At 71.3% G+C, this 19,472-nt stretch carries 19 protein-coding genes; 12 read left to right on the top strand and 7 right to left on the bottom strand.

All coding sequences use genetic code 11. The features are described 5' to 3' along the window. Positions 1–46: 46 nt before the first annotated feature. Positions 47–1,375: a M20/M25/M40 family metallo-hydrolase gene (locus BFV98_RS05690; RefSeq protein WP_013286068.1), complete on the top strand. Its 1,329-nt coding sequence runs from the start codon at positions 47–49 to the stop codon at positions 1,373–1,375. A gap of 61 nt (positions 1,376–1,436) precedes the next feature. Continuing rightward, positions 1,437–2,090, top strand: a complete 654-nt coding sequence (locus BFV98_RS05685) for a hypothetical protein (protein ID WP_013286069.1) — start codon at positions 1,437–1,439, stop codon at positions 2,088–2,090. A 57-nt stretch (positions 2,091–2,147) separates the two neighbouring features. On the opposite strand, the gene BFV98_RS05680 is transcribed toward BFV98_RS05685, so the two are convergent. Both BFV98_RS05680 and BFV98_RS05675 read right to left on the bottom strand, forming a co-directional pair. Then, positions 2,148–2,339, bottom strand: a complete 192-nt coding sequence (locus BFV98_RS05680; protein ID WP_030274256.1) for a DUF5703 family protein — start codon at positions 2,337–2,339, stop codon at positions 2,148–2,150. Between the two features lie 70 nt (positions 2,340–2,409). After that, a complete protein-coding gene (locus BFV98_RS05675) occupies positions 2,410–3,378 on the bottom strand; it encodes an aldo/keto reductase (protein ID WP_013286071.1) in 969 nt (322 codons plus the stop codon). Positions 3,379–3,542: 164 nt separating this feature from the next. Between BFV98_RS05675 and BFV98_RS05670 the strand changes: the two genes are divergently transcribed. Together BFV98_RS05670 and BFV98_RS05665 are read left to right on the top strand one after the other, a co-directional pair. Then, positions 3,543–4,595, top strand: coding sequence for an LLM class F420-dependent oxidoreductase (locus BFV98_RS05670; RefSeq protein ID WP_013286072.1), 1,053 nt, complete (start codon positions 3,543–3,545; stop codon positions 4,593–4,595). Continuing rightward, complete coding sequence (locus BFV98_RS05665) at positions 4,592–5,428, top strand: undecaprenyl-diphosphate phosphatase (protein ID WP_013286073.1); 837 nt, start codon at positions 4,592–4,594, stop codon at positions 5,426–5,428. Before BFV98_RS05670 ends, BFV98_RS05665 begins: the two co-directional genes overlap by 4 nt. A gap of 71 nt (positions 5,429–5,499) precedes the next feature. On the opposite strand, the gene BFV98_RS05660 is transcribed toward BFV98_RS05665, so the two are convergent. Next, positions 5,500–6,090, bottom strand: coding sequence for a hypothetical protein (locus tag BFV98_RS05660; protein ID WP_071095237.1), 591 nt, complete (start codon positions 6,088–6,090; stop codon positions 5,500–5,502). Between the two features lie 897 nt (positions 6,091–6,987). On the opposite strand from BFV98_RS05660, the gene BFV98_RS05655 reads away from it, so the two are divergent. From BFV98_RS05655 to mshC, 4 genes are all read left to right on the top strand, one after another. Further along, positions 6,988–7,701 carry a histidine phosphatase family protein gene (locus BFV98_RS05655; RefSeq protein ID WP_071095235.1) on the top strand — a complete coding sequence of 238 codons (714 nt, stop codon included), beginning with the start codon at positions 6,988–6,990 and terminating at the stop codon, positions 7,699–7,701. Positions 7,702–7,788: 87 nt separating this feature from the next. Beyond that, positions 7,789–8,370 carry a DUF3090 domain-containing protein gene (locus BFV98_RS05650; RefSeq protein ID WP_013286077.1) on the top strand — a complete coding sequence of 194 codons (582 nt, stop codon included), beginning with the start codon at positions 7,789–7,791 and terminating at the stop codon, positions 8,368–8,370. Further along, the gene (locus BFV98_RS05645) at positions 8,367–9,185 is read left to right on the top strand and encodes an SCO1664 family protein (protein WP_013286078.1); all 819 of its coding nucleotides are present in this window, start codon (positions 8,367–8,369) and stop codon (positions 9,183–9,185) included. The genes BFV98_RS05650 and BFV98_RS05645 overlap by 4 nt, the downstream gene beginning before the upstream one ends. A gap of 67 nt (positions 9,186–9,252) precedes the next feature. After that, the gene (gene mshC / locus BFV98_RS05640; RefSeq protein ID WP_071095233.1) at positions 9,253–10,491 is read left to right on the top strand and encodes a cysteine--1-D-myo-inosityl 2-amino-2-deoxy-alpha-D-glucopyranoside ligase; all 1,239 of its coding nucleotides are present in this window, start codon (positions 9,253–9,255) and stop codon (positions 10,489–10,491) included. 402 nt (positions 10,492–10,893) lie between these two features. Here mshC and BFV98_RS05635 read toward each other — a convergent pair whose 3' ends face one another. Further along, on the bottom strand, positions 10,894–11,685 hold the full coding sequence (locus BFV98_RS05635) for a GntR family transcriptional regulator (RefSeq protein WP_013286080.1): 792 nt from the start codon (positions 11,683–11,685) through the stop codon (positions 10,894–10,896). Positions 11,686–11,800: 115 nt separating this feature from the next. After that, the gene (locus BFV98_RS05630) at positions 11,801–12,670 is read right to left on the bottom strand and encodes a PAC2 family protein (RefSeq protein WP_013286081.1); all 870 of its coding nucleotides are present in this window, start codon (positions 12,668–12,670) and stop codon (positions 11,801–11,803) included. Between the two features lie 241 nt (positions 12,671–12,911). On the opposite strand from BFV98_RS05630, the gene metH reads away from it, so the two are divergent. Beyond that, a complete protein-coding gene (gene metH / locus BFV98_RS05625) occupies positions 12,912–16,427 on the top strand; it encodes a methionine synthase (RefSeq protein WP_176921678.1) in 3,516 nt (1,171 codons plus the stop codon). Positions 16,428–16,474: 47 nt separating this feature from the next. On the opposite strand, the gene BFV98_RS05620 is transcribed toward metH, so the two are convergent. After that, positions 16,475–16,672, bottom strand: coding sequence for a hypothetical protein (locus BFV98_RS05620; protein ID WP_071095229.1), 198 nt, complete (start codon positions 16,670–16,672; stop codon positions 16,475–16,477). Positions 16,673–17,591: 919 nt separating this feature from the next. Between BFV98_RS05620 and BFV98_RS31820 the strand changes: the two genes are divergently transcribed. Next, entirely contained in the window at positions 17,592–18,044 is a 453-nt protein-coding gene (locus tag BFV98_RS31820; RefSeq protein WP_143025314.1) for a hypothetical protein, read from the top strand. Between the two features lie 407 nt (positions 18,045–18,451). Here the strand turns inward: BFV98_RS31820 and BFV98_RS05615 are convergent, their stop codons facing one another. Beyond that, on the bottom strand, positions 18,452–18,712 hold the full coding sequence (locus BFV98_RS05615; protein WP_071095227.1) for a hypothetical protein: 261 nt from the start codon (positions 18,710–18,712) through the stop codon (positions 18,452–18,454). A gap of 20 nt (positions 18,713–18,732) precedes the next feature. Between BFV98_RS05615 and BFV98_RS05610 the strand changes: the two genes are divergently transcribed. After that, positions 18,733–18,954, top strand: coding sequence for a hypothetical protein (locus BFV98_RS05610; protein ID WP_071095225.1), 222 nt, complete (start codon positions 18,733–18,735; stop codon positions 18,952–18,954). Between the two features lie 170 nt (positions 18,955–19,124). Further along, entirely contained in the window at positions 19,125–19,421 is a 297-nt protein-coding gene (locus BFV98_RS05605; protein WP_071095222.1) for a hypothetical protein, read from the top strand. Positions 19,422–19,472: the final 51 nt, after the last annotated feature.

Genomic DNA, 19,472 nt, shown 5'->3' with positions numbered 1-19,472 from the left:
GACACCGGCGGCCCGCGACCACCTCACCTGCTGGTATAAGGAAGCGATGACGAGCGACGCCGCCCCCGCCCGACCCGACGCCACCGACGAGGTCGTGGACCTCTGCCGCGACCTGCTGCGCATCGACACCACCAACACCGGCGACAACGACACCAGCGCGGGGGAGCGGCGCGCCGCCGAGTACGTGGCGGAGAAGCTCGCCGAGGTCGGCGTCGACGCCGAGATCCACGAATCCGCGCCCGGCCGGGCCAACCTGGTCGCCCGGATCCCCGGCACCGAGCCCGGCCGCGACGCGCTGCTGGTGCACGGCCACCTCGACGTGGTGCCCGCCGACCCGGACGAGTGGTCGGTGCACCCGTTCTCCGGCGAGATCCGCGACGGCTACCTGTGGGGCCGCGGCGCGATCGACATGAAGGACTTCGACGCGATGGTGCTCGCCGTGGTCCGCGACTGGCAGCGCACCGGCGTCCGCCCCCGGCGCGACGTCGTGCTCGCGTTCACCGCCGACGAGGAAGCCGGCAGCGACTACGGCGCGCACTTCCTCACCCGGCGCCACCGGGACCTGTTCGACGGCTGCACCGAGGCGATCGGCGAGGTCGGCGGCTTCTCCTACTCCGTCGACGAGCAGCGCCGCCTCTACCTGATCGAGACCGCCGAGAAGGGCATCGACTGGCTGCGCCTGCACGCCAAGGGCCGGCCCGGCCACGGCTCGATGGTGCACGACGACAACGCCGTCACCGCGCTCGCCGAGGCGGTCGCCCGGATCGGCCGGCACCGCTTCCCGGTCGTGATGACCGACACCGTACGAGCGTTCCTCGCCGAGGTCTCCGACGTGCTCGGCATCGAGATCGACCCGGACGACCCGGAGACCGCGATCGCCAAGCTCGGCCCGATCGCCAACATCATCGGCGCGACCGTCCGCAACACCGCCAACCCGACCCGCCTGGCCGCCGGCTACAAGGACAACGTCATCCCCGGCCGGGCCACCGCCACCATCGACTGCCGCAGCCTGCCCGGCCAGAGCGAGGAACTGGAGCGGCAGCTGCGCGAGCTGGTCGGGCCGGACATCGCCATCGAGTACGTCCAGCGCCAGCCGGCCCTGGAGACCACGTTCGACGGTGACCTGGTGGCGCACATGTCGGAGGCGCTGCGCGCCGAGGACCCGGGCGCGCACCCCGTGCCGTACATGCTCTCCGGCGGCACCGACGCCAAGGCGTTCTCCCAGCTCGGCATCCGCTGCTTCGGGTTCGCGCCGCTGCGGCTGCCCGCCGACCTCAATTTCTCCGGCCTGTTCCACGGCATCGACGAGCGGGTTCCGCTGGACGGACTACAGTTCGGCGTGCGGGTTCTGGACCGCTTCCTCCGTACCTGCTGACCGCGCCCGCCGCGGCGCCGCCGGCGCGGAACCTCCCCCCATCGCGAAGGGACTGCCACACATGACCGACCAGCACGGTGAGCTGGACGCCGCCCTCGAGCGGGTGATCGACGCGGCCCGCGCCCACCTGGCCGCCGTCCGGGCCGCCCAGGGCCGGATCGACGACGACGCCGTCTGGCAGGCGTACGTCGCGTTGAACAACGCCTCGTTCGCCTACGACGAGCAGCTGCTCGACGCGTTCGGCGAGGTGACGCCCTGGGACGTGGAGTCGATCGACCCGGACGAGGCCGACGAGCGCTTCGGCGCCGTCGAGGGCGGCGAGCCCACCGACCCGCACCCGCGGGTCATCTCGGTGCGGCAGCGGCGCGACTACCGGGTGCCCAGCGTCGCCGCGCTGCTGCGCGCGGCCGAGGCGGCCCGCCGGGAGGGCACCCCGGAGGAGGACGAGCCGGCGCCGGTGGAGGGCGTCGGCGAGGCGGTGCTGGAGCTGCTGCAGAGCGGCGACGGTTCGCTGTCCGCGCTCGACGTGCCGGAGCTGGAGCCGCTGGACGGTGTGGTGATGGTCAGCGAGGTCGGCACCCCCGTCGACCTGGAGTCGTTCGACGACGACGACCCGGTCGGCCCGTTCCAGCCGGCCGCCGACGACCGGCTGGTCGGCCGGCTCGACGAGCACCCGTTCATGGAGCTGGACGAGGAGCACGACCACGCGCACTAGGCCGTGCGCGTCCCCGGGGCGGCGCCGCGTCGCGCGGCCCCGGGGACGGGCCCCTCGTCAGTACGACAGACCCGGCTGCGACTGGTTGACCAGGCGGCGCCGCAGCACCACCTGCCGCGTGCCGTCCCGGTAGAGCCGCACCCGGGCCAGCTCCCAGCCGGAGAACTCGGCCTGGATCGCCAGCTGCGCCGCGGCGGTCAGCCGATCGACGTTCGAGGGCAACCGCAGCGGCGCGTATTCGTAGTCCATGCCCCTATGCTGCCCAGGTCGTGGGCCCTCCGCCACCCCCTGCGGGTGACCCGGATCGCCCTCGTACGGCTCAGCCGTCGCGCTCCGGATAGCCCACCGGCACCGCCGACACGTCGTCCAGCGCCGTGACGATCTCCTCCGGCAGCGTCATCCGCTCCACCTGCAACGCGCCGAGCAGCTGCCCGACGGTGCGGGCGCCCAGGATCGGCGCGGTCACGCCCGGCCGGTCCCGCACCCAGGCCAGCGCCACCTCCAGCGGCGACACGCCGAGCCCACCGGCCGCGATCGCCACCGCCTCCACGATGCTGGAGCAGCGCGGCTCCAGGTACGTCGCGACGAACCGCTCGAAATGCGGCGACACCGCCCGCGAGTCGGCCGGGCGGCCGTTGCGGTACTTGCCGGTGAGCACGCCCCGGCCCAGCGGCGACCAGGGCAGCACGCCCAGCCCCATCCCGGCGCAGGCGGGCAGCACCTCCCGCTCCACGCCGCGCTCCAGCAGCGAGTACTCCACCTGCGCGGCGACCACCGGGGCGCGCCCCGGCCAGGCGGCCTGCCAGGCGGCGGCCCGGGCGGTCTGCCAGCCGGAGAAGTTCGACACACCCACGTAGCGGGCCTTCCCGCTGGACACCGCGTGGTCCAGCGCCGAGAGCGTCTCCTCCAGCGGGGTGTCCGGGTCGTACCCGTGCACCTGCCACAGGTCGACGTGATCGGTGCCCAGCCGGCGCAGCGAGGCGTCCAGCGTACGCAGCAGGTGACCGCGCGATCCGTCCCGGCGGCGGCTGCCCGGCCGCAGGCCCGCCTTGGTGGCGATCAGCAGCTCGTCGCGGTCCACCAGGCTGCCCAGCAGCGAGCCGATCACCGACTCGGCGTCGCCGTCGGCGTACACGTCGGCGGTGTCGACGAGGTTGCCGCCCGCGTCGAGGTAGCTCTTCAGCTGGGCGGCCGCGTCGTCGGCGTCGGTGTCCCGTCCCCAGGTCATGGTGCCGAGCGCGAGCCGCGATACCGCCAGCCCGCTTCGGCCGAGCGGTCGCTGTTGCATGCGTGAACCTTATTTCGAACCCGGCGTCACGGATATCCTCGCCGCAGTCAACTTCCCGCGCGAGCTCCACCCGGTGTGACATGTTCGGGGCGAGCCGGACGTCGAGGGCGCCACGCTCATTGCGTAACCTGATGCGACCTGTGGTGCGGACGGTGGGAGGATCAGTGCGACTCGGGCTCAACCTCGGATACCAGACGGCGTGGAGCACGCCCTTCGACCACCTGGCGCTGGCCCAGGAGGCGGACCGGCTCGGCTACTCGGTGGTCTGGGCCGCGGAGGCGTACGGCTCGGACTCGCCGAGCATGCTGGCCTGGATCGCCGGTCAGACGGAGCGCATCGACGTGGGCTCCGCGGTCATGCAGATCCCGGCCCGTACCCCCGCCATGACCGCGATGACCGCCGCGACCATCGACACGCTCTCCGGCGGCCGGTTCCGGCTCGGCCTGGGCGTGTCCGGCCCGCAGGTCTCCGAGGGCTGGCACGGCGTGCGGTTCGCCAAGCCGCTGGCCCGCACCCGGGAGTACGTCGACATCGTCAAGCTGGCGGTGGCCCGCAAGGAGGTCGCGTACGACGGCGAGCACTACACGCTGCCGCTGCCCGACGGCCCCGGCAAGGCGCTGCGGCTGGGCTTCCACCCGCCGCGCGACCACATCCCGATCTACCTGGCCGCAGTCGGCCCGAAGAACCTGGAACTGGCCGGCGAGATCGCCGACGGCTGGCTGGCCGTCTTCTACTCACCGGAGTTCGCCGAGGAGCACCTCGCCTCGGTGCGCGCCGGGCGCGCGGCGGCGGGCAAGGAACTGGCCGGCTTCGACGTGGTGCCGTCCGTGCCGGTCGTGGTCGGCGACGACATCGCCACCTGCGCCGAGCTGGTGCGCTGGTACGCCGCGCTGTACGTGGGCGGCATGGGCAGCCGCAAGCAGAACTTCTACAACCAGCTCGCCACCCGGATGGGCTACGGCGACGCCGCCCGCGAGGTCCAGGACCTCTACCTGGCCAAGCGGCAGCGCGACGCGGCCGCCGCCGTACCGATGGAGTTCATCGACCGCACCTCGCTGCTCGGCCCGAAGGAGCGCATCGCCGAGCGGATGCGGGAGTACGCCGCCGCCGGCGTGACCACGCTGTCGGTGTCGCTGTTCGTGGCCGACCGGGACAGCGGGGTGCAGACCCTGCGTACCGTCGCCGAGGCGCTGGAGCTGTCCGGAGTCGGCGAGTGACCTGGATCGAGGCCATCGTCCTGGGCCTGGTCCAGGGACTGACCGAGTTCCTTCCGGTGTCCTCGTCGGGGCACCTGCGGATCACCTCGGCCCTGTTCTTCGGCCGGGACGCGGGCGCGTCGTTCACCGCGGTGACCCAGCTCGGCACCGAGGCCGCCGTCCTGATCTACTTCGCCAAGGACATCTGGCGGATCGTCCGGACCTGGTTCGTCGGCCTGGTCGACCGTTCGGTGCGGTCGAGCCTCGACTACCGGATGGGCTGGTACGTCATCGTCGGCACCATCCCGATCGGCATCTTCGGGCTGATCTTCAAGGACCAGATCCGCACCGCCGGCCGGAACCTCTGGCTGATCTCCTGCACGCTGATCATCGGTGCGATGCTGCTGGCCTTCGCCGAGTACTGGGGCCGGCAGACCCGCACGCTGGAGAACTTCCGGATGCGCGACGGCGTCATCATGGGCTTCGCCCAGGCCGCGGCGCTGGTCCCCGGCGTCTCCCGCTCGGGCGGCACCCTGACCGCGGGCCTGCTGCTCAACCTCACCCGGGAGACCGCGGCCCGCTACTCGTTCCTGCTGGCGATCCCGGCCGTGGTGATCTCCGGCGTGTTCAGCCTCCCGGACGTCTTCGAGCCGTCCGCGCCGGGCACCGCCGCGCCGAGCGTGGCGCAGATGGTGATTGCGACGCTCATCGCGTTCGCCGTCGGCTACGCGGCCATCGCGTGGCTGCTGCGCTACGTCGCACACCACACGCTGTACGTCTTCGTGCTGTACCGGGTGGCGCTGGGCAGCCTGGTGATCTGCCTGCTGGCGACCGGCACGATCAGCGCGACCTGACGCTGTCTCCTGGTACGCGAGAAGGCCGGCACCCCGTTGGTTCGGGGTGCCGGCCTTTTCGCTGCTCTTACTCAGCTGTTCCAGTGCTGGGCGACGAGGTCGGCGGCCTGCTGCTCCCACTGGGCGTAGTGGTCGGGGTAGGCGGAGACCTGGACGGTCTGGGCGGCCTTGGTCAGGGGCATGTCGCGCCAGCCGTCGACCTGCTTGAGGCCCTTGAGGAACGCGGTGGTGGAGTATTCGGGGTCGGTGATCTGCTCGACCGTGCCCCAGCCGGAGGAGGGGCGCTGCTGGAACAGGCCCTGCGAGTCGTGGTCGTTACGGTCACCGAGGTGGCCGAGGTTCTCCAGCTTCGACTCCTGCAACGCCGTGGCGATCGACACGACCGCGGCGCGCTCGTCCATGCCGGCCTTCTTGGTGGCGGCGATGATGGCCTTGACGTTGGCGGTCTGCTCGTCGTTCAGGTCGATGTGGGACTGGTTGCCCTGCACGCCGTGCGGGATGAGTGTGGCGGTGTCGAGCTTCGCGGCGGCCTGAGTGGTGGTGACCGCGGCGTCCCGGGCGGTGGGGGTGCTGGTGTCGTGGTTGAGGGGGCCGGCGGCGAGGCCACCGGCGACGGTCAGACCGGCGATACCGAGGATGCTCTTACGCAGGATCGTGTTCATGAGGGGGCTCCATTCGGGGGTCGACGCACACCCGGGGGTGGGGTGCGTGGGCACCGTCAGGCGCTCAAGAAAGGTTCTCGGGGGGATCCGGCGTCCTGCTCACCCGCGGCCCGCAGCACGCCCGGGGGTGGCGTGCGGGGTTCGGCTGGGTGGCGCCGGAGACATCCACAACGACCGCCGGCCCGGGATCATTCCCGGGCCCTGCCACCCGCGCTCGCGTGCTGCGGGAGTGCTGCTGCGGTCGTTCACCAGGTATAACGCCCCGGCCCCGCCCACGATTCCGCCAGCCGAGTGTCCCCGACCACCCCGAAACCGGACACCCGACGCAGCCCGGACACCGCCCCCATCCACCCGGGCCCGCCATGTCCCCCCGCCACCGACGTCGCGCCCGCCCGCGTCCCGCCCGCCCGCGTCGCGCCCGCCCATGTCGCCCGCCCGCGTCGCCCGCCCATGTCGCGCCCGCCCGCGTCCCGCCGCGTCGATCATGAACTTAGCGGCATCGTCTGTCCGGTTTGTCTCCGCCAACCTCATGATCGGCCCTGTGGGTGGGTCCGCGAGGGTGGAGCTAGTGGCGCGAGCCCGGCTGGAGCGGGGCACCCGGCATCCGCCCACGCTCGACGGGAGATCTTGGTACGAGAAGGCCCCCAGAGGGGCGCAAACCTTCCAAGTTCTCCGCCGCCACGCACCTGATCCCGGCGAGGCCCGGGCGTCGCCCACGGGACGCCTTCCGTCGGTCGATCATGAAGTTGGCCGGGATTGCCGTCCGATTTGTCCGGGCCAACCTCATGATCGACGCCGAAAGGGGGGCGGAGGGGGCGGAGGCGGGCCGGGAGCCGGGAGCGGCCGGGGAACGAGCTGTCGTGGCGGGACGATCATCGGGGGGACGTACCGCCTAGGGTGGTCAGCGTGGCGACCCTTCTGCTTCTGCGACACGGCCGGACCACCGCGAACGCCGACGGCGGCCTGGCCGGGCGGCAACCGGTCGAGCTGGACGACACCGGCCGGGCGCAGGCCACGGCGGTCGGCGGGCGCCTCGCCGGGCTGCCGCTGGCGGCGGTGGTGACCAGCCCGCTCATCCGCTGCCGGCAGACCCTCGAGCTGGCGCTTCCCGGCGCCGAGCCGGTCGTCGACGAAGGGCTGATCGAGTGCGGGTACGGCGACTGGGAGGGGCAGTCGCTGAAGAAGCTGGCGAAGGAGCCGCTCTGGCCGGTGGTCCAGCAGCACCCGAGCGCCGCCGCGTTCCCGCAGGGCGAGTCGATGGCGGCCATGTCCGCGCGCGCGGTCGCCGCGGTACGGGCGTGGGACGCGCGGGTCACCGCCGAGCACGGGCCGGAGGCCATCTGGCTGGCGTGCAGCCACGGTGACGTGATCAAGGCGATCGTGGCGGACGCGCTCGGCGTACACCTTGATCTTTTTCAGCGGATCGTGGCCGACCCGGCGTCGGTGACGGCGATCCGCTACACCCCGTTGCGACCGTTCCTGGTCCGGCTCAACGACACCGGCGGTGACCTGTCGGCGCTGGTCCCGCCGCCGCGCAAGCGGCGCCGGCGACCGGCGCCGGCGGCCGAGTCCGACGCGGCGGTCGGTGGAGGCGCGGGCGCGGCCGGGTGAAGCGGGCGTACGCGGCGCGTTCGCTCTGGGCGGATTCGGCGTCGGTGGGCTGCGCGGTGCTTCCACACGCCGGATAGGGTCGTGGGTATGACGCACCAGGTGCACGCCTTCGAGCCGCCGGAGCGGTTCGTCGCCGGTACGGTCGGCCCGCCGGGGGAGCGCACGTTCTTCCTCCAGGCGCGCGGCGGCGGCCGGCTGGTCAGCGTGTCGCTGGAGAAGGTCCAGGTGTCGTTGCTCGCCGAGAAGCTGGAGGAGCTGCTCGCCGAGGCGCAGCGCCGCTTCGGCGTGAAGCTTCCGGAGCCGGTCACCACCGTGACCGGCGACAACGAGCCGCTCGACACGCCTGTGGACGAGGAGTTCCGGGTCGGCACGCTGGGCCTGGCCTTCGACGTGGACACCGCCACCGTGGTGATCGAGGCGATCGCCGTCGGTGAGGCCGAGGTCGAGGTCGAGCTGGGCGACGCGGACGACGACGCCGACGAGGACCCGGACGAGCCGGACGACGACCTCGACCGCCTGCGGGTGCGGCTGACCCCGGAGGCGACCCGCGAGTTCATCGAACGGGCCAAGCGCGTCGTGAACGCCGGCCGGCCCCCCTGCCCGCTGTGCGGCCAGCCGCTCGACCCGGCCGGTCACCTCTGCCCCCGGCACAACGGCTATCACCGGTGACCTCGTCGGAACTGCAGCCCCGACAGGACGGCGCCGAGGCGCTGCGGCTGCTCGCCGACGGTGAGCTGACCCTGGAGGGGCGGCTCGTCGACGCCTCCAACGCGACGCTGCGCGGCGTCATCGCGCTCGGCGACGTGACAGCGCACTGTGTCTACAAGCCGGTACGCGGCGAGCGCCCGCTCTGGGACTTCCCGGACGGCACGCTCGCCGGCCGGGAGGTGTCCGCCTACCTGGTGTCCCGGGCCACCGGCTGGGACCTGGTTCCGCCCACGGTGCTGCGCGACGGCCCGTTCGGCCCCGGCTCGTGCCAGCTCTGGATCGACGAGCCGGACGACGCCGAGCCGCTGGTCGGGTTCGTGCCGGCGCGGGAGATCCCGCCGCGCTGGTTCCCTGTCGCCGCGGCGCGCGACGACGACGGGGCGGCGTACGCGCTGGCGCACGCCGACGACCCCCGCCTGGCCCGGCTCGTCGTGCTCGACGCGATCATCAACAACGCCGACCGCAAGGGAGGGCACGTGCTCGTCGGCCCGGACGACCGGATCTACGGCGTCGACCACGGCGTGAGCTTCCACGTCGAGGAGAAGCTGCGTACGGTCCTGTGGGGCTGGGCCGGCCGCGAACTGCCGCCGGACGCGGTGGAGATGCTCGACGGCCTGGCCGGGCAGCTCCGCGGGCCGCTCGGTGAGGAACTGGCCGAGCACCTGACCATCGGTGAGCTGGCCGCGCTGGCGGAACGGGTCGAGCGGCTGCGCGAGAGCGGCCGGTTCCCCCTGCCGCCGCAGGAGTGGCCGGCGATGCCCTGGCCACCCATGTGAGCTGCTGTCGCGTTGATCACCCGTAGGGCGGCACCCGAGCGCCTGACGGATCGTTAGGCTGGCGGTCATGGAGTCTTGGGCGGGACATGACGTGCCACGGCTGCCCGGCGAGGGCGTGTCGCTGAGGTTGTACGACTCGGCGCGGCAGGGCGCCCATCCCAGCCGGCCCGAGGGCGCGGCCTCGATGTACGTCTGCGGCATCACCCCGTACGACGCGACGCACCTCGGGCACGCCGCCACCATGATCACGTTCGACCTGGTGCAGCGGATGTGGCGCGACGCCGGCCTCGACGTGCGGTACGTGCAGAACGTCACCGACATCGACGACCCGCTGCTGGAGCGCGCCGAGCGCGACGGCGAGGACTGGAAGGTCCTGGCCATGCGGGAGACCGCGCTGTTCCGCGAGGACATGGAGGCGCTGCGGATGATCCCGCCGGCGCACTACGTCGGCGCGGTCGAGTCGATCCCGGACATCGCCGAGAAGGTGCTGATGCTGCTCAAGGACGGTGCGGCATACCGGCTCGACGACGGCACCGGCGACGTCTACTTCGACATCTCCGCCGCGCCCCGCTTTGGCTACGAGTCCAACCTGACCCGCGAGCAGATGATCGAGCTGTTCGCCGAGCGCGGCGGCGACCCGGAACGCGCCGGCAAGCGCGACCCGCTCGACCCGCTGCTGTGGCGCGGCGCCCGCGAGGGCGAGCCGTCCTGGCCCGGCGGCGACCTGGGCCCGGGCCGTCCCGGCTGGCACATCGAGTGCACAGTCATCGCGTTGAACCTGCTCGGCGACCGGATCGACGTGCAGGGCGGCGGCAACGACCTGATCTTCCCGCACCACGAGTGCTCCGCCGCGCACGCCGAGCGGCTGACCGGCGAGGCACCGTTCGCCGACCACTACGTGCACGCCGGCATGATCGGCCTGGACGGCGAGAAGATGTCGAAGTCCCAGGGCAACCTGGTCTTCGTGTCCCGGCTGCGGGCCGACAAGGTCGACCCGATGGCGGTCCGGCTGGCGCTGATGAGCGGGCACTACCGCAGCGACCGCTCCTGGACCGACGACCTGCTCACCGAGGCGCAGGAGCGGCTGGGCCGCTGGCGGCGGGCCGCCGCCGCGCCGGCCGGGCCGTCGGGGGCGGCGTTGCTGGCCGCGGTACGCGAGCGCCTGGCCGACGACCTGGACACGCCGGGTGCCCTGGCGGCGGCCGACCGTTGGGCCGAAGAAACCCTGAACGGCGTCACGGACGACGAGACCGCTCCGGCCCTCTTCCGAGACACGGTCGACGCCCTCCTCGGCATCGCCCTCTAGCCCCGCCCCGCCCTTCCGCCGCGTCTCATCGCCCTCGCGCCGCGCCTTCTCGCCTGCTCGCGCGTCGATCTTGCACTTGCGGCCCACGTTCCGGCGCTTTTGCCCGGTTCGCGGGGGCCGCAACCGCAAGATCGCGCCGTCCGGGGGCGGGTGTGGCGTGGGGTGGAACGTGGTGGGTGCGTCGAGGACGGTTTGACACACGTGATATTCCACTCGGGCGTGGCCGGCCCCGGCTGCTCCGTGCGCTGGCGACCCGACCGCTGACTCGGCGGTCTTGCAGTTGTGGCCCCGTGGGTGTCGTGAATGTCCCGTTCGCCGGGGCGGGAAGTGCAAGATCGCCGGGGTGCCGGGGTGCCGGGGTGCCGGGGTGCCGGGGTGCCGGGGCCGGGCGACGAGGGCGGGTCAGCCCAGGACCAGGCCGGGGTCGGGGTCCTGGTCGGGTGCGGGGGCGGGGATCTTGTACTCCTCGGTCAGCGTGGTCATCGGGCCGGGCCAGGTGGCCTGGGCGACCTCGATCGGCTTGTGCCGCTCGTCGTAGGCGACGTGCAGCAGGTGCAGCACCGGCGTGTCCGGGCGGATCTGGAGGATCTCCGCCTCCTCCCGGCTGGGCTGGCGGGCGCTGATCGTGTCGGTGGCGGTGACGTACCGCCGGCCGGTGACCTCCTCCGCCTCCTGGTACAGCGGCCGGCCGAATGCCTCGGCCCGCTCCAGTGACGTGCCGGCGGTGTCGGCGGGCAGGAACCAGGACGCGCCGACCTCGACCGGGGAGTCGTCGGTGCGTACCAGGTGCCGCCGGCAGAGCAGCTCGGTGCCGTCGGCGACGCCGAACGCGTCGGCCACCTCGGACGGGGCGGGGGAGCGGCCGACGGAGACGAGCTGCTGGCGGTACCGGGCGGCCAGGTCGGTGTGGTAGCCGCGGAAGCCGCCGTACCGGCCCCGGGACAGGCGGTTGAGGCGGCGCCGGGTGCCCCGGACGTACGTACCGGAGCCGGGTTTGGTGATCAGGATGCCCTCGACCCGCAGCTGGTCGACGGCGCGCTGCACGGTCTGCTTCGCGACGCCGAACATCTCGGCGATGGCCGGGATGGACGGCAGCCGCTCGCCCGGACCCCAGTCGCCGCGGCGCACCTGGGCCTTGAGCTGCGCGGCGATCTGCCGGTGCGGGAACTCGGCCGCGCCGGGGTTGATCTGCATGCCCGCCTCCTCACAACAGCTAGGTTCCTAGGATGCCCTAGCGGGTGTGACGGCGCCACCCCGGACACGAAGAAGCCGGGCCCCGGCAGGGGAGCCCGGCTTCGACGGAAGGGTGCTACCAGGAACCCGCTGTCGGCCCGGCGGAACCGCCGCGGCGGCGCAGGTACTTCTCGAATTCCTGGGCGATCTCGTCCCCGGTCAACGGGGTGATGCCGGCGTCGCCGACCCGTTCCTCCAGCTCACGGACGTACTCGCCGAGTTCGGCGTCCTGCTCGGCGGCGCTGCGCACCCGCTGCTCCCACTCGGCTGCCTCCTCGGCCAGGTCGGCCATCGGCACCGGCAGGTCGAGCACCTCCTCGACCCGGTGCAGCAGGGCGAGGGTGGCCTTCGGGCAGGGCGGGTTGTTGGCGTAGTGCGGCACGTGCACCCAGAACGACACCGCGTCGACCTCGGCCCGGGTGCAGGCGTCGTGCAGCACGCCGACGATGCCCGTCGGCCCGTCGTACCGGGTGGGGGTGAGCTGGTAGCGCTTGGCCGCGTCGGCGTCCGACGCGCTGCCGCTGATCGGCAGCGGCCGGGTGTACGGCACGTCGGCCAGCAACGCGCCGAGCAGCACCACCCGCTCGACCTCCAGGCTGTGGCAGATCTCCAGCACCTGCTCGCAGAACGTCCGCCAGCGCATGCTCGGCTCGATGCCGCGGATCAGCACCACGTCGCGCTCGGTGCCCTCCGGGCTGGCCACCATGAAGCGCGTGGTGGGCCACTCGACGCGCCGGGTCTCCCCGTCGGCCATGGTGATCGTCGGGCGGCTCACCTGGAAGTCGTAGAAGTCCTCCGGGTCCAGCTCGGTCACCTCCCGGGCCTGCCAGACCTGTTCCAGGTGTTCCACGGCGGCGGTGGAGGCGTCGGCGGCGTCGTTCCAGCCCTCGAAGGCCGCGATGGCGACCGGCGAGCGCAGTACCGGCAGCCCGTCGAACTCGGTCACGCCGTCACCTCACCCTGCTCGTCGGGCGCGGCGCCGCCCCGTCGCACGGTCGCACCCCAGTTGTCCTTCACGTCCGTCAGCCTACGTGCCGCCGCCGGGCCCGGCCCGTCGGCCGCGCCGGTCGCCGGGCCGGACCACTCGGGCGAACCGGCGGAAAGGTGTACGCCGGCCCGGTGGGCAGAATGTGGGAAGGCCCGGTTCGGGTGACTCTGCCGCACTCGGGCGCACTAACCTGGGGCATGTGCCTATTTCGTTGCGTGACCTGCTGGCCGATCGGATCCTGATCGCGGACGGCGCGATGGGGACGATGCTCCAGGCCGCCGACCTCACCCTCGACGACTTCGACGGCCTGGAAGGCTGCAACGAGATCCTCAACGTGACCCGCCCGGACGTGGTCCGCGGCGTGCACGACGCCTACCTGGCCGCGGGCGCCGACTGCGTGGAGACCAACACGTTCGGCGCGAACCTGCCCAACCTCGCCGAGTACGGCATCCCCGGCCGCATCCGGGAGCTGTCCGAGGCGGGCGCGCGGATCGCGCGGGAGGCGGCCGACGCGTACGCGACGGAGGAGCATCCCCGGTTCGTGCTCGGCTCGATGGGTCCGGGCACCAAGCTGCCCACCCTCGGGCACGCGAGCTACGCCTCGCTGCGCGACGCGTACCAGGAGAACGCCGCCGGCCTGATCGCCGGCGGAGCGGACGCGCTGATCATCGAGACCTGCCAGGACCTGCTCCAGGTCAAGGCGGCGGTGGTCGGGTCGAAGCGGGCCCGCGCCGAGGCCGGCCGGGACGTCCCGATCATCTGCCAGGTCGCGGTGGAGACGACAGGCACCATGCTGCTCGGCAGCGAGATCGGCGCCGCGCTGACAGCGATCGAGCCGCTGGGCGTCGACCTGATCGGGCTGAACTGCTCCACCGGCCCGGCCGAGATGGGCGAGCACCTGCGCTACCTGGCGCAGCACTCCCGTATCCCGATCTCGGTGATGCCGAACGCGGGCCTGCCGGTGCTGACCGCCGACGGGGCGTACTTCCCGCTCAGCCCGGACGAGCTGGCCGACGCGCTGGAGCAGTTCGTCACCGACTACGGCGTTGCCCTGATCGGCGGCTGCTGCGGCACCACCCCGGAGCACATCCGGGTGCTGGTGGAGCGACTCGGCGGGCGGGCGCCGGTGGCGCGAGAGCCGAAGCCGGAGGCCGGGGTCTCCTCGATCTACCACCACGTGCCGTTCGCCCAGGACGCCAGCATCCTGATGGTGGGGGAGCGGACCAACGCCAACGGCTCGAAGGCGTTCCGCGAGTCCATGCTCGCCGGGGACTGGCAGGCCTGTGTGGAGGTCGCGCGCAGCCAGGCCCGGGACGGCTCGCACCTGCTGGACCTCTGCGTCGACTACGTGGGCCGTGACGGCACGCAGGACATGCGGGAGCTGGCCGGCCGGTTCGCCACCGCCTCGACGCTGCCGATCGTGCTGGACTCCACCGAACCGGCGGTGATCGAGGCCGGGCTGGAGATGCTGGGCGGCCGGTGCGTGGTCAACTCGGTCAACTTCGAGGACGGCGACGGTCCCGAGTCCCGCTACGCGCGGATCATGCCGGTGGTCAGGGAGCACGGCGCCGCCGTCGTGGCGCTGCTCATCGACGAGGAGGGCCAGGCCCGCACCCGCGAGTGGAAGGTCCGGGTGGCCTGCCGGCTGATCGACGACCTGACCGGCCGGTGGGGGATGCGCCGGGAGGACATCCTCATCGACGCGCTGACGTTCCCGATCGCCACCGGGCAGGAGGAGACCCGCCGCGACGGCATCGAGACGATCGAGGCGATCCGGGAGATCGCCGCGCGCTACCCGGGGGTCAACTTCACCGCCGGGATCTCGAACGTCTCGTTCGGCCTCAACCCGGCGGCCCGGCAGGTGCTCAACTCGGTGTTCCTGCACGAGTGCGCCCAGGCCGGGCTGACCTCGGCGATCGTGCACGCCAGCAAGATCCTGCCGATGGCACGGATCCCGGACGAGCAGCGTGAGGTGGCGCTCGACCTGGTGTACGACCGCCGCCGCGAGGGTTACGACCCGGTGCAGCGGTTCATCGAGGCGTTCGAGGGCGTGGACGCGGCCTCGGCGCGCGCCACCCGGGCCGAGGAACTGGCCGCGCTGCCGCTGGACGAGCGGCTCAAGCGGCGGATCATTGACGGCGAGCGCAACGGCCTGGAGGCCGACCTGGACACCGCGATGGCGCAGGGGCGTACGCCGCTGTCCATCATCAACGACCTGCTGCTGGACGGCATGAAGGTGGTCGGCGAGCTGTTCGGCTCCGGCCAGATGCAGTTGCCGTTCGTGCTCCAGTCCGCCGAGGTGATGAAGACCGCGGTGGCCTACCTGGAGCCGCACATGGAGAAGACCGACGACGACGGCAAGGGCCGGATCGTGCTCGCCACGGTGAAGGGCGATGTGCACGACATCGGCAAGAACCTGGTCGACATCATCCTGTCCAACAACGGCTACGACGTGGTCAACATCGGCATCAAGCAGCCGATCAACGCGATCCTCGACGCCGCCGAGGAACACCGGGCCGACGCGATCGGCATGTCCGGCCTGCTGGTCAAGAGCACAGTCATCATGAAGGAGAACCTGGCCGAGATGGCCTCCCGCGGCGTGGCCGAGCGCTGGCCGGTGCTGCTCGGCGGCGCGGCGCTGACCCGCGCGTACGTGGAGGACGACCTGCGGTCGATCTACCCGGGCCAGGTGCACTACGCCCGCGACGCGTTCGAAGGGCTGTCCCTGATGGACCGCGTGATGGCGGCCAAGCGCGGCGGCGCGCCGATGGTCGACCCGGAGCGCGAGGCGGCACTGGCGGCCCGCCGGGAGCGCCGCGAGCGGCAGCGGGCGCAGGTGCGCGAGGCGCTGCCCGAACTGGACGACGCGTCGGTCCGCTCCGACGTGGCGGTGGACGTGACGGTGCCGAAGCCGCCGTTCTTCGGCACCCGCGTCGTCAAGGGTGTGCCGCTGGCCGACTACGCGGCACTGCTCGACGAGCGGGCCACGTTCCTGGGCCAGTGGGGCCTGCGCGGCGCCCGTGGCGGGAAGGGACCGTCGTACGAGGAACTGGTGGAGACCGAGGGCCGGCCCCGGCTGCGGTACTGGCTGGACCGCCTGATCTCCGACCAGGTGCTGGAGGCGGCCGTCGTGTACGGCTACTTCCCCGCGTACTCCGAGGGCAACGACCTGGTGGTGCTGGACGAGAACGGGCACAGCGAGCGGGCCCGGTTCTCCTTCCCCCGGCAGCGGCAGGAGCGGCGCCTGTGCCTGGCCGACTTCTTCCGGCCCAAGGGCGACCAGCTCGACGTGGTGGCGTTGCAGCTGGTCACCGTGGGGCAGCCGATCAGCGAGTACACGGCGAAGATGTTCGCCGGCAACGAGTACCGCGACTACCTGGAGGTGCACGGCCTGTCCGTGCAGCTCACCGAGGCCCTGGCCGAGTACTGGCACCGGCGGATCCGGGCCGAGCTGGTGCTGCCCGGCGGCGGCACTGTGGCCGACGAGGACCCGGCCGATCTGGCCGGCCTGCTGCGCACCGACTACCGGGGCTGCCGGTACGCGTTCGGCTACCCGGCCTGCCCGGACCTGGAGGACCGGGCGAAGATCGTGGAGTTGCTGGGCGCCGAGCGGATCGGGGTGCAGTTGTCCGAGGAGTTCCAGTTGGTGCCGGAGCAGGCCACCGACGCGATCGTGGTGCACCACCCGGAGGCGAACTACTTCAACGCCAAGTGACGCCGGTCACCCTTCCTGAGCTGCCCAAACACTCTTCCGGCACCAGGCTAGGCCGTCGCCAGGCCGTCAGGGTCAGTCGGGCCGTGCCCGAACGCAGTGTCGATCGCCCGGCGAGTGCGGTCCTCGCTGGTCGGCAGCAGGTGGGTGTAGACCCGCAGCGTGAAGCCCGGGTCGGCGTGACCGAGGTACAGCGATAGCGCCTTGATGTTCTCGCCCGCGTCAAGGCGGCCCGCAACGGGCCGCACGCGCCGCCGCCCGGGGCGCGTGTCCGTCGCTCCGCTGGCGCTCCGACTCCGGCCACACAACACGCCCGGCGGCTGGCGCGGAAGCGGGGAGCCCAAGGGGCCGCCGCAGAACGACAGGCCGTTGAGGGTGGGGGGTGGGCCGACAGCCGACCGGGCCGCGCGGCCATGCCCGTGCGGCGCAGGTAACGCGCCACCGGGTCCGCGCGCGGCAAGAACCAAGCAGGGGGGCGGTGTCCGGCCGAGAGCAGGCCGGTCGTCCAGGAGCCCGCTCCGCAGCGGTTCACCGTCACGTCAACTGCTCACCTGGGCGGGGGTAGGGGTGGCCGCCGATGGTCAGATCCGACCTCAGGAGCCGGGTCCGTACCGGTCGAGGTCAGGTCAACTGCGCCACTGTGACGGTGTCCGCCGGGGGCACGGTCCGTGACACGAAAGCCAACTCAGCCGTCCCGGCAGGGGCCGTCCGTACGTCAAGGCTGCCTTGACCGAGGCGGGCCGGGCAGTGGCCCGCTCCCCAGGGGGGGCGATGACATATGGGATGGCAATCAGTCTGGGGCTGGTCGTGCGCCTGTAGCGAGTCAGCCAAGGAGTGGATAATCTAGGGCGTGATCCTCGTAGACCCTGAGCCAAAAATTCCAGAACGCCTATTGGGTAAGCGGCAGCTTGCCATGATTGTTGACGCGCTTAGTAAGCGTGGTGCCGATAGGCCCTGCCCTCGTTGCGGGCATGAAGTGTTCCTTCTGGAGCAAGGGTTAGGAACACATAGTCTGCAAAAGTCATCGTCAGAAACCACTCTAGGCGGCTTGGCGATACCTGTAGCGATTACATCATGTGTGAGATGTGGGTTTCTTTCGGAGCATGCGCTCGGAGCGTTGGGACTCCTCAATGACCCCGCCTTTGAGACGGCTGAGGGGGATGCAGAGTGACCGAACAGGGTGGGCAGTCTGCGGAAGGCGAAATATTGCAGCGAGGAGCCTCGCTGCCGGAGGCTCGAAGTGGGAAGCCTCCCGCCTTGAAGGTGGACCTTGGGCGATCCATTAGTAATACAACTAAAGTGACAGTAAACGTTGCGCAACAGGTTCACGTCACAACTCGGGACAAGATTGAGTTGGCCCTGCGCAAAAGCCTCCCGTTGCATGTAGATGTCAGTTCCGTTCTGGCGCCTCTAGGTGTTTTCCTTGCGCTATTTGTCGGTCTGGCTACCGCCGATTTTAGGACCTTTTTCGGAATTGATAAGGACGTCTGGGAGGCGATTTTCATCCTCGCGTCTGGCGCTTCCGCAATCTGGACACTACGTCAGGGGTGGAAGTTTCTGAAGAGGAAGTCGCTGAATGACCTAGTAGAAGCAATCGTCGCTGAGTCGGATGATGGTTAGCCCCCGTAACCAGCAATCAGTCGGGTCGCAAAATCCGGAACGTGTGCGGAATGATGAAGCGTCCCGCTAGGGAGTCGGAAGGCCAACGTCCTAGCAGGACTCATGGCGCTCGCGCCAGCGCTACACCGTTCCTAAAGCGTGGGTGCCGCCGCGAACGGCGGGCTGTGGCGGACCTGCTCGGGGCCCCCCCGGGGGGGGCACAAGACGCCGTCAAACGTCGGCAACCAGCCAGCAGCGGCGGCGACCCTAGATTGGTCACGACCAGGGTGCCTACCAAATTGCCGCAGGTCACGTGCGAGCCGACCAAAGTTCCGCTTCAACATCAGCACATGTCGAAGCGGGCTCGGTTCCGTGCGGTTGGCGAGCTGCATGGCGAGGATGGTGGCGCAATTCGAGACGAGTTGAGGTTACTCCCGTCGCTGGTCGGGGACAGGATCCAGACGCTGTCCGAACGTAAGGAAGTAGAGCAGTCGCACCGCTTCGCAGGTTGCTTGCTGCTGTAACGCGAGGTCGCTGCGCAGGTCGTGCTCATCGCAGTCATCCTCGCCCATCGCTGTAATGACATGCACCCACTCGCCGCCAGACCCGTCCGCGTACTCGCGCCAGACTTCTCCGATCTCGGCCGTGGAGTGAACGAGGCGGTTGCGACGCTCGATTGCCTCGGCCACGACAGTGAGCCGGGATCACGGTGCCCTTCTGGTGCCGGGGCGACGATGCCTGGGCAGTCGTCGCGGCGATGTACCAACTCGGCGAAGCGGTCCAGGCGGTCACGGGCCTCCCCGGGTACGACCCTCAACTGGAGCTACCGTTGTCCGATGCTCTCGCGCAGCCCGAGCTTGCCGGCGGCGTCTTCGATGAGGTCGCGGAGTCCTTTGCAGAACGCGGGATCACCAGCCCCAGCAACGGCTGATCGGCGGCGTCCACACCGATGAGGTCACCACCACACGCAACGCCGGCCGTAGGTGACACTTGGGGCGCGCGGCGGTCTCTGGGCGACGGTTGGTCGGTCGAGCTTCCGGCTCCTGGACGCGGGAGACCACCGACGACGGTGTCACCAGGTGGCACGCGTCCGGCCGGGCGATGCGGGCCGGTCCAGGATCGTCGTGGCGGTGTGCCGACGGAGCCGGCGTCATCGTCTCGCTCGATGCCGGGCTGCCACCGAACCCGACAGCCAAGGTGGGGGAGGGCGGCCGCGACGGGGTGGGCCATCGTGCCGCCTGGCTCTACCGCCGTGACGACGGCATCGAATTCACCCTCTACGGCTTCACATTCGTCGACGGCGCGTACCTGGAAACGGTCCTCACCGGTGCGAACACGGCCGACCTCGAATGGGCCTTCGACGCCTGGCGTTCGGTGACTCGATCGGTTGACGCTTGAGCGGACGACCTGTCTACCGGCGGCCCTCGCCGCCGGTTACCCGTCTCGGCG

The sequence above is a fragment of the Micromonospora sp. WMMB235 genome, from assembly GCF_001855515.1.
Taxonomy (GTDB): domain Bacteria; phylum Actinomycetota; class Actinomycetes; order Mycobacteriales; family Micromonosporaceae; genus Micromonospora; species Micromonospora aurantiaca.
The sequence above is the reverse complement of the archived record's forward strand: the minus strand, read 5'-3'. Positions and strand labels throughout refer to the sequence as shown.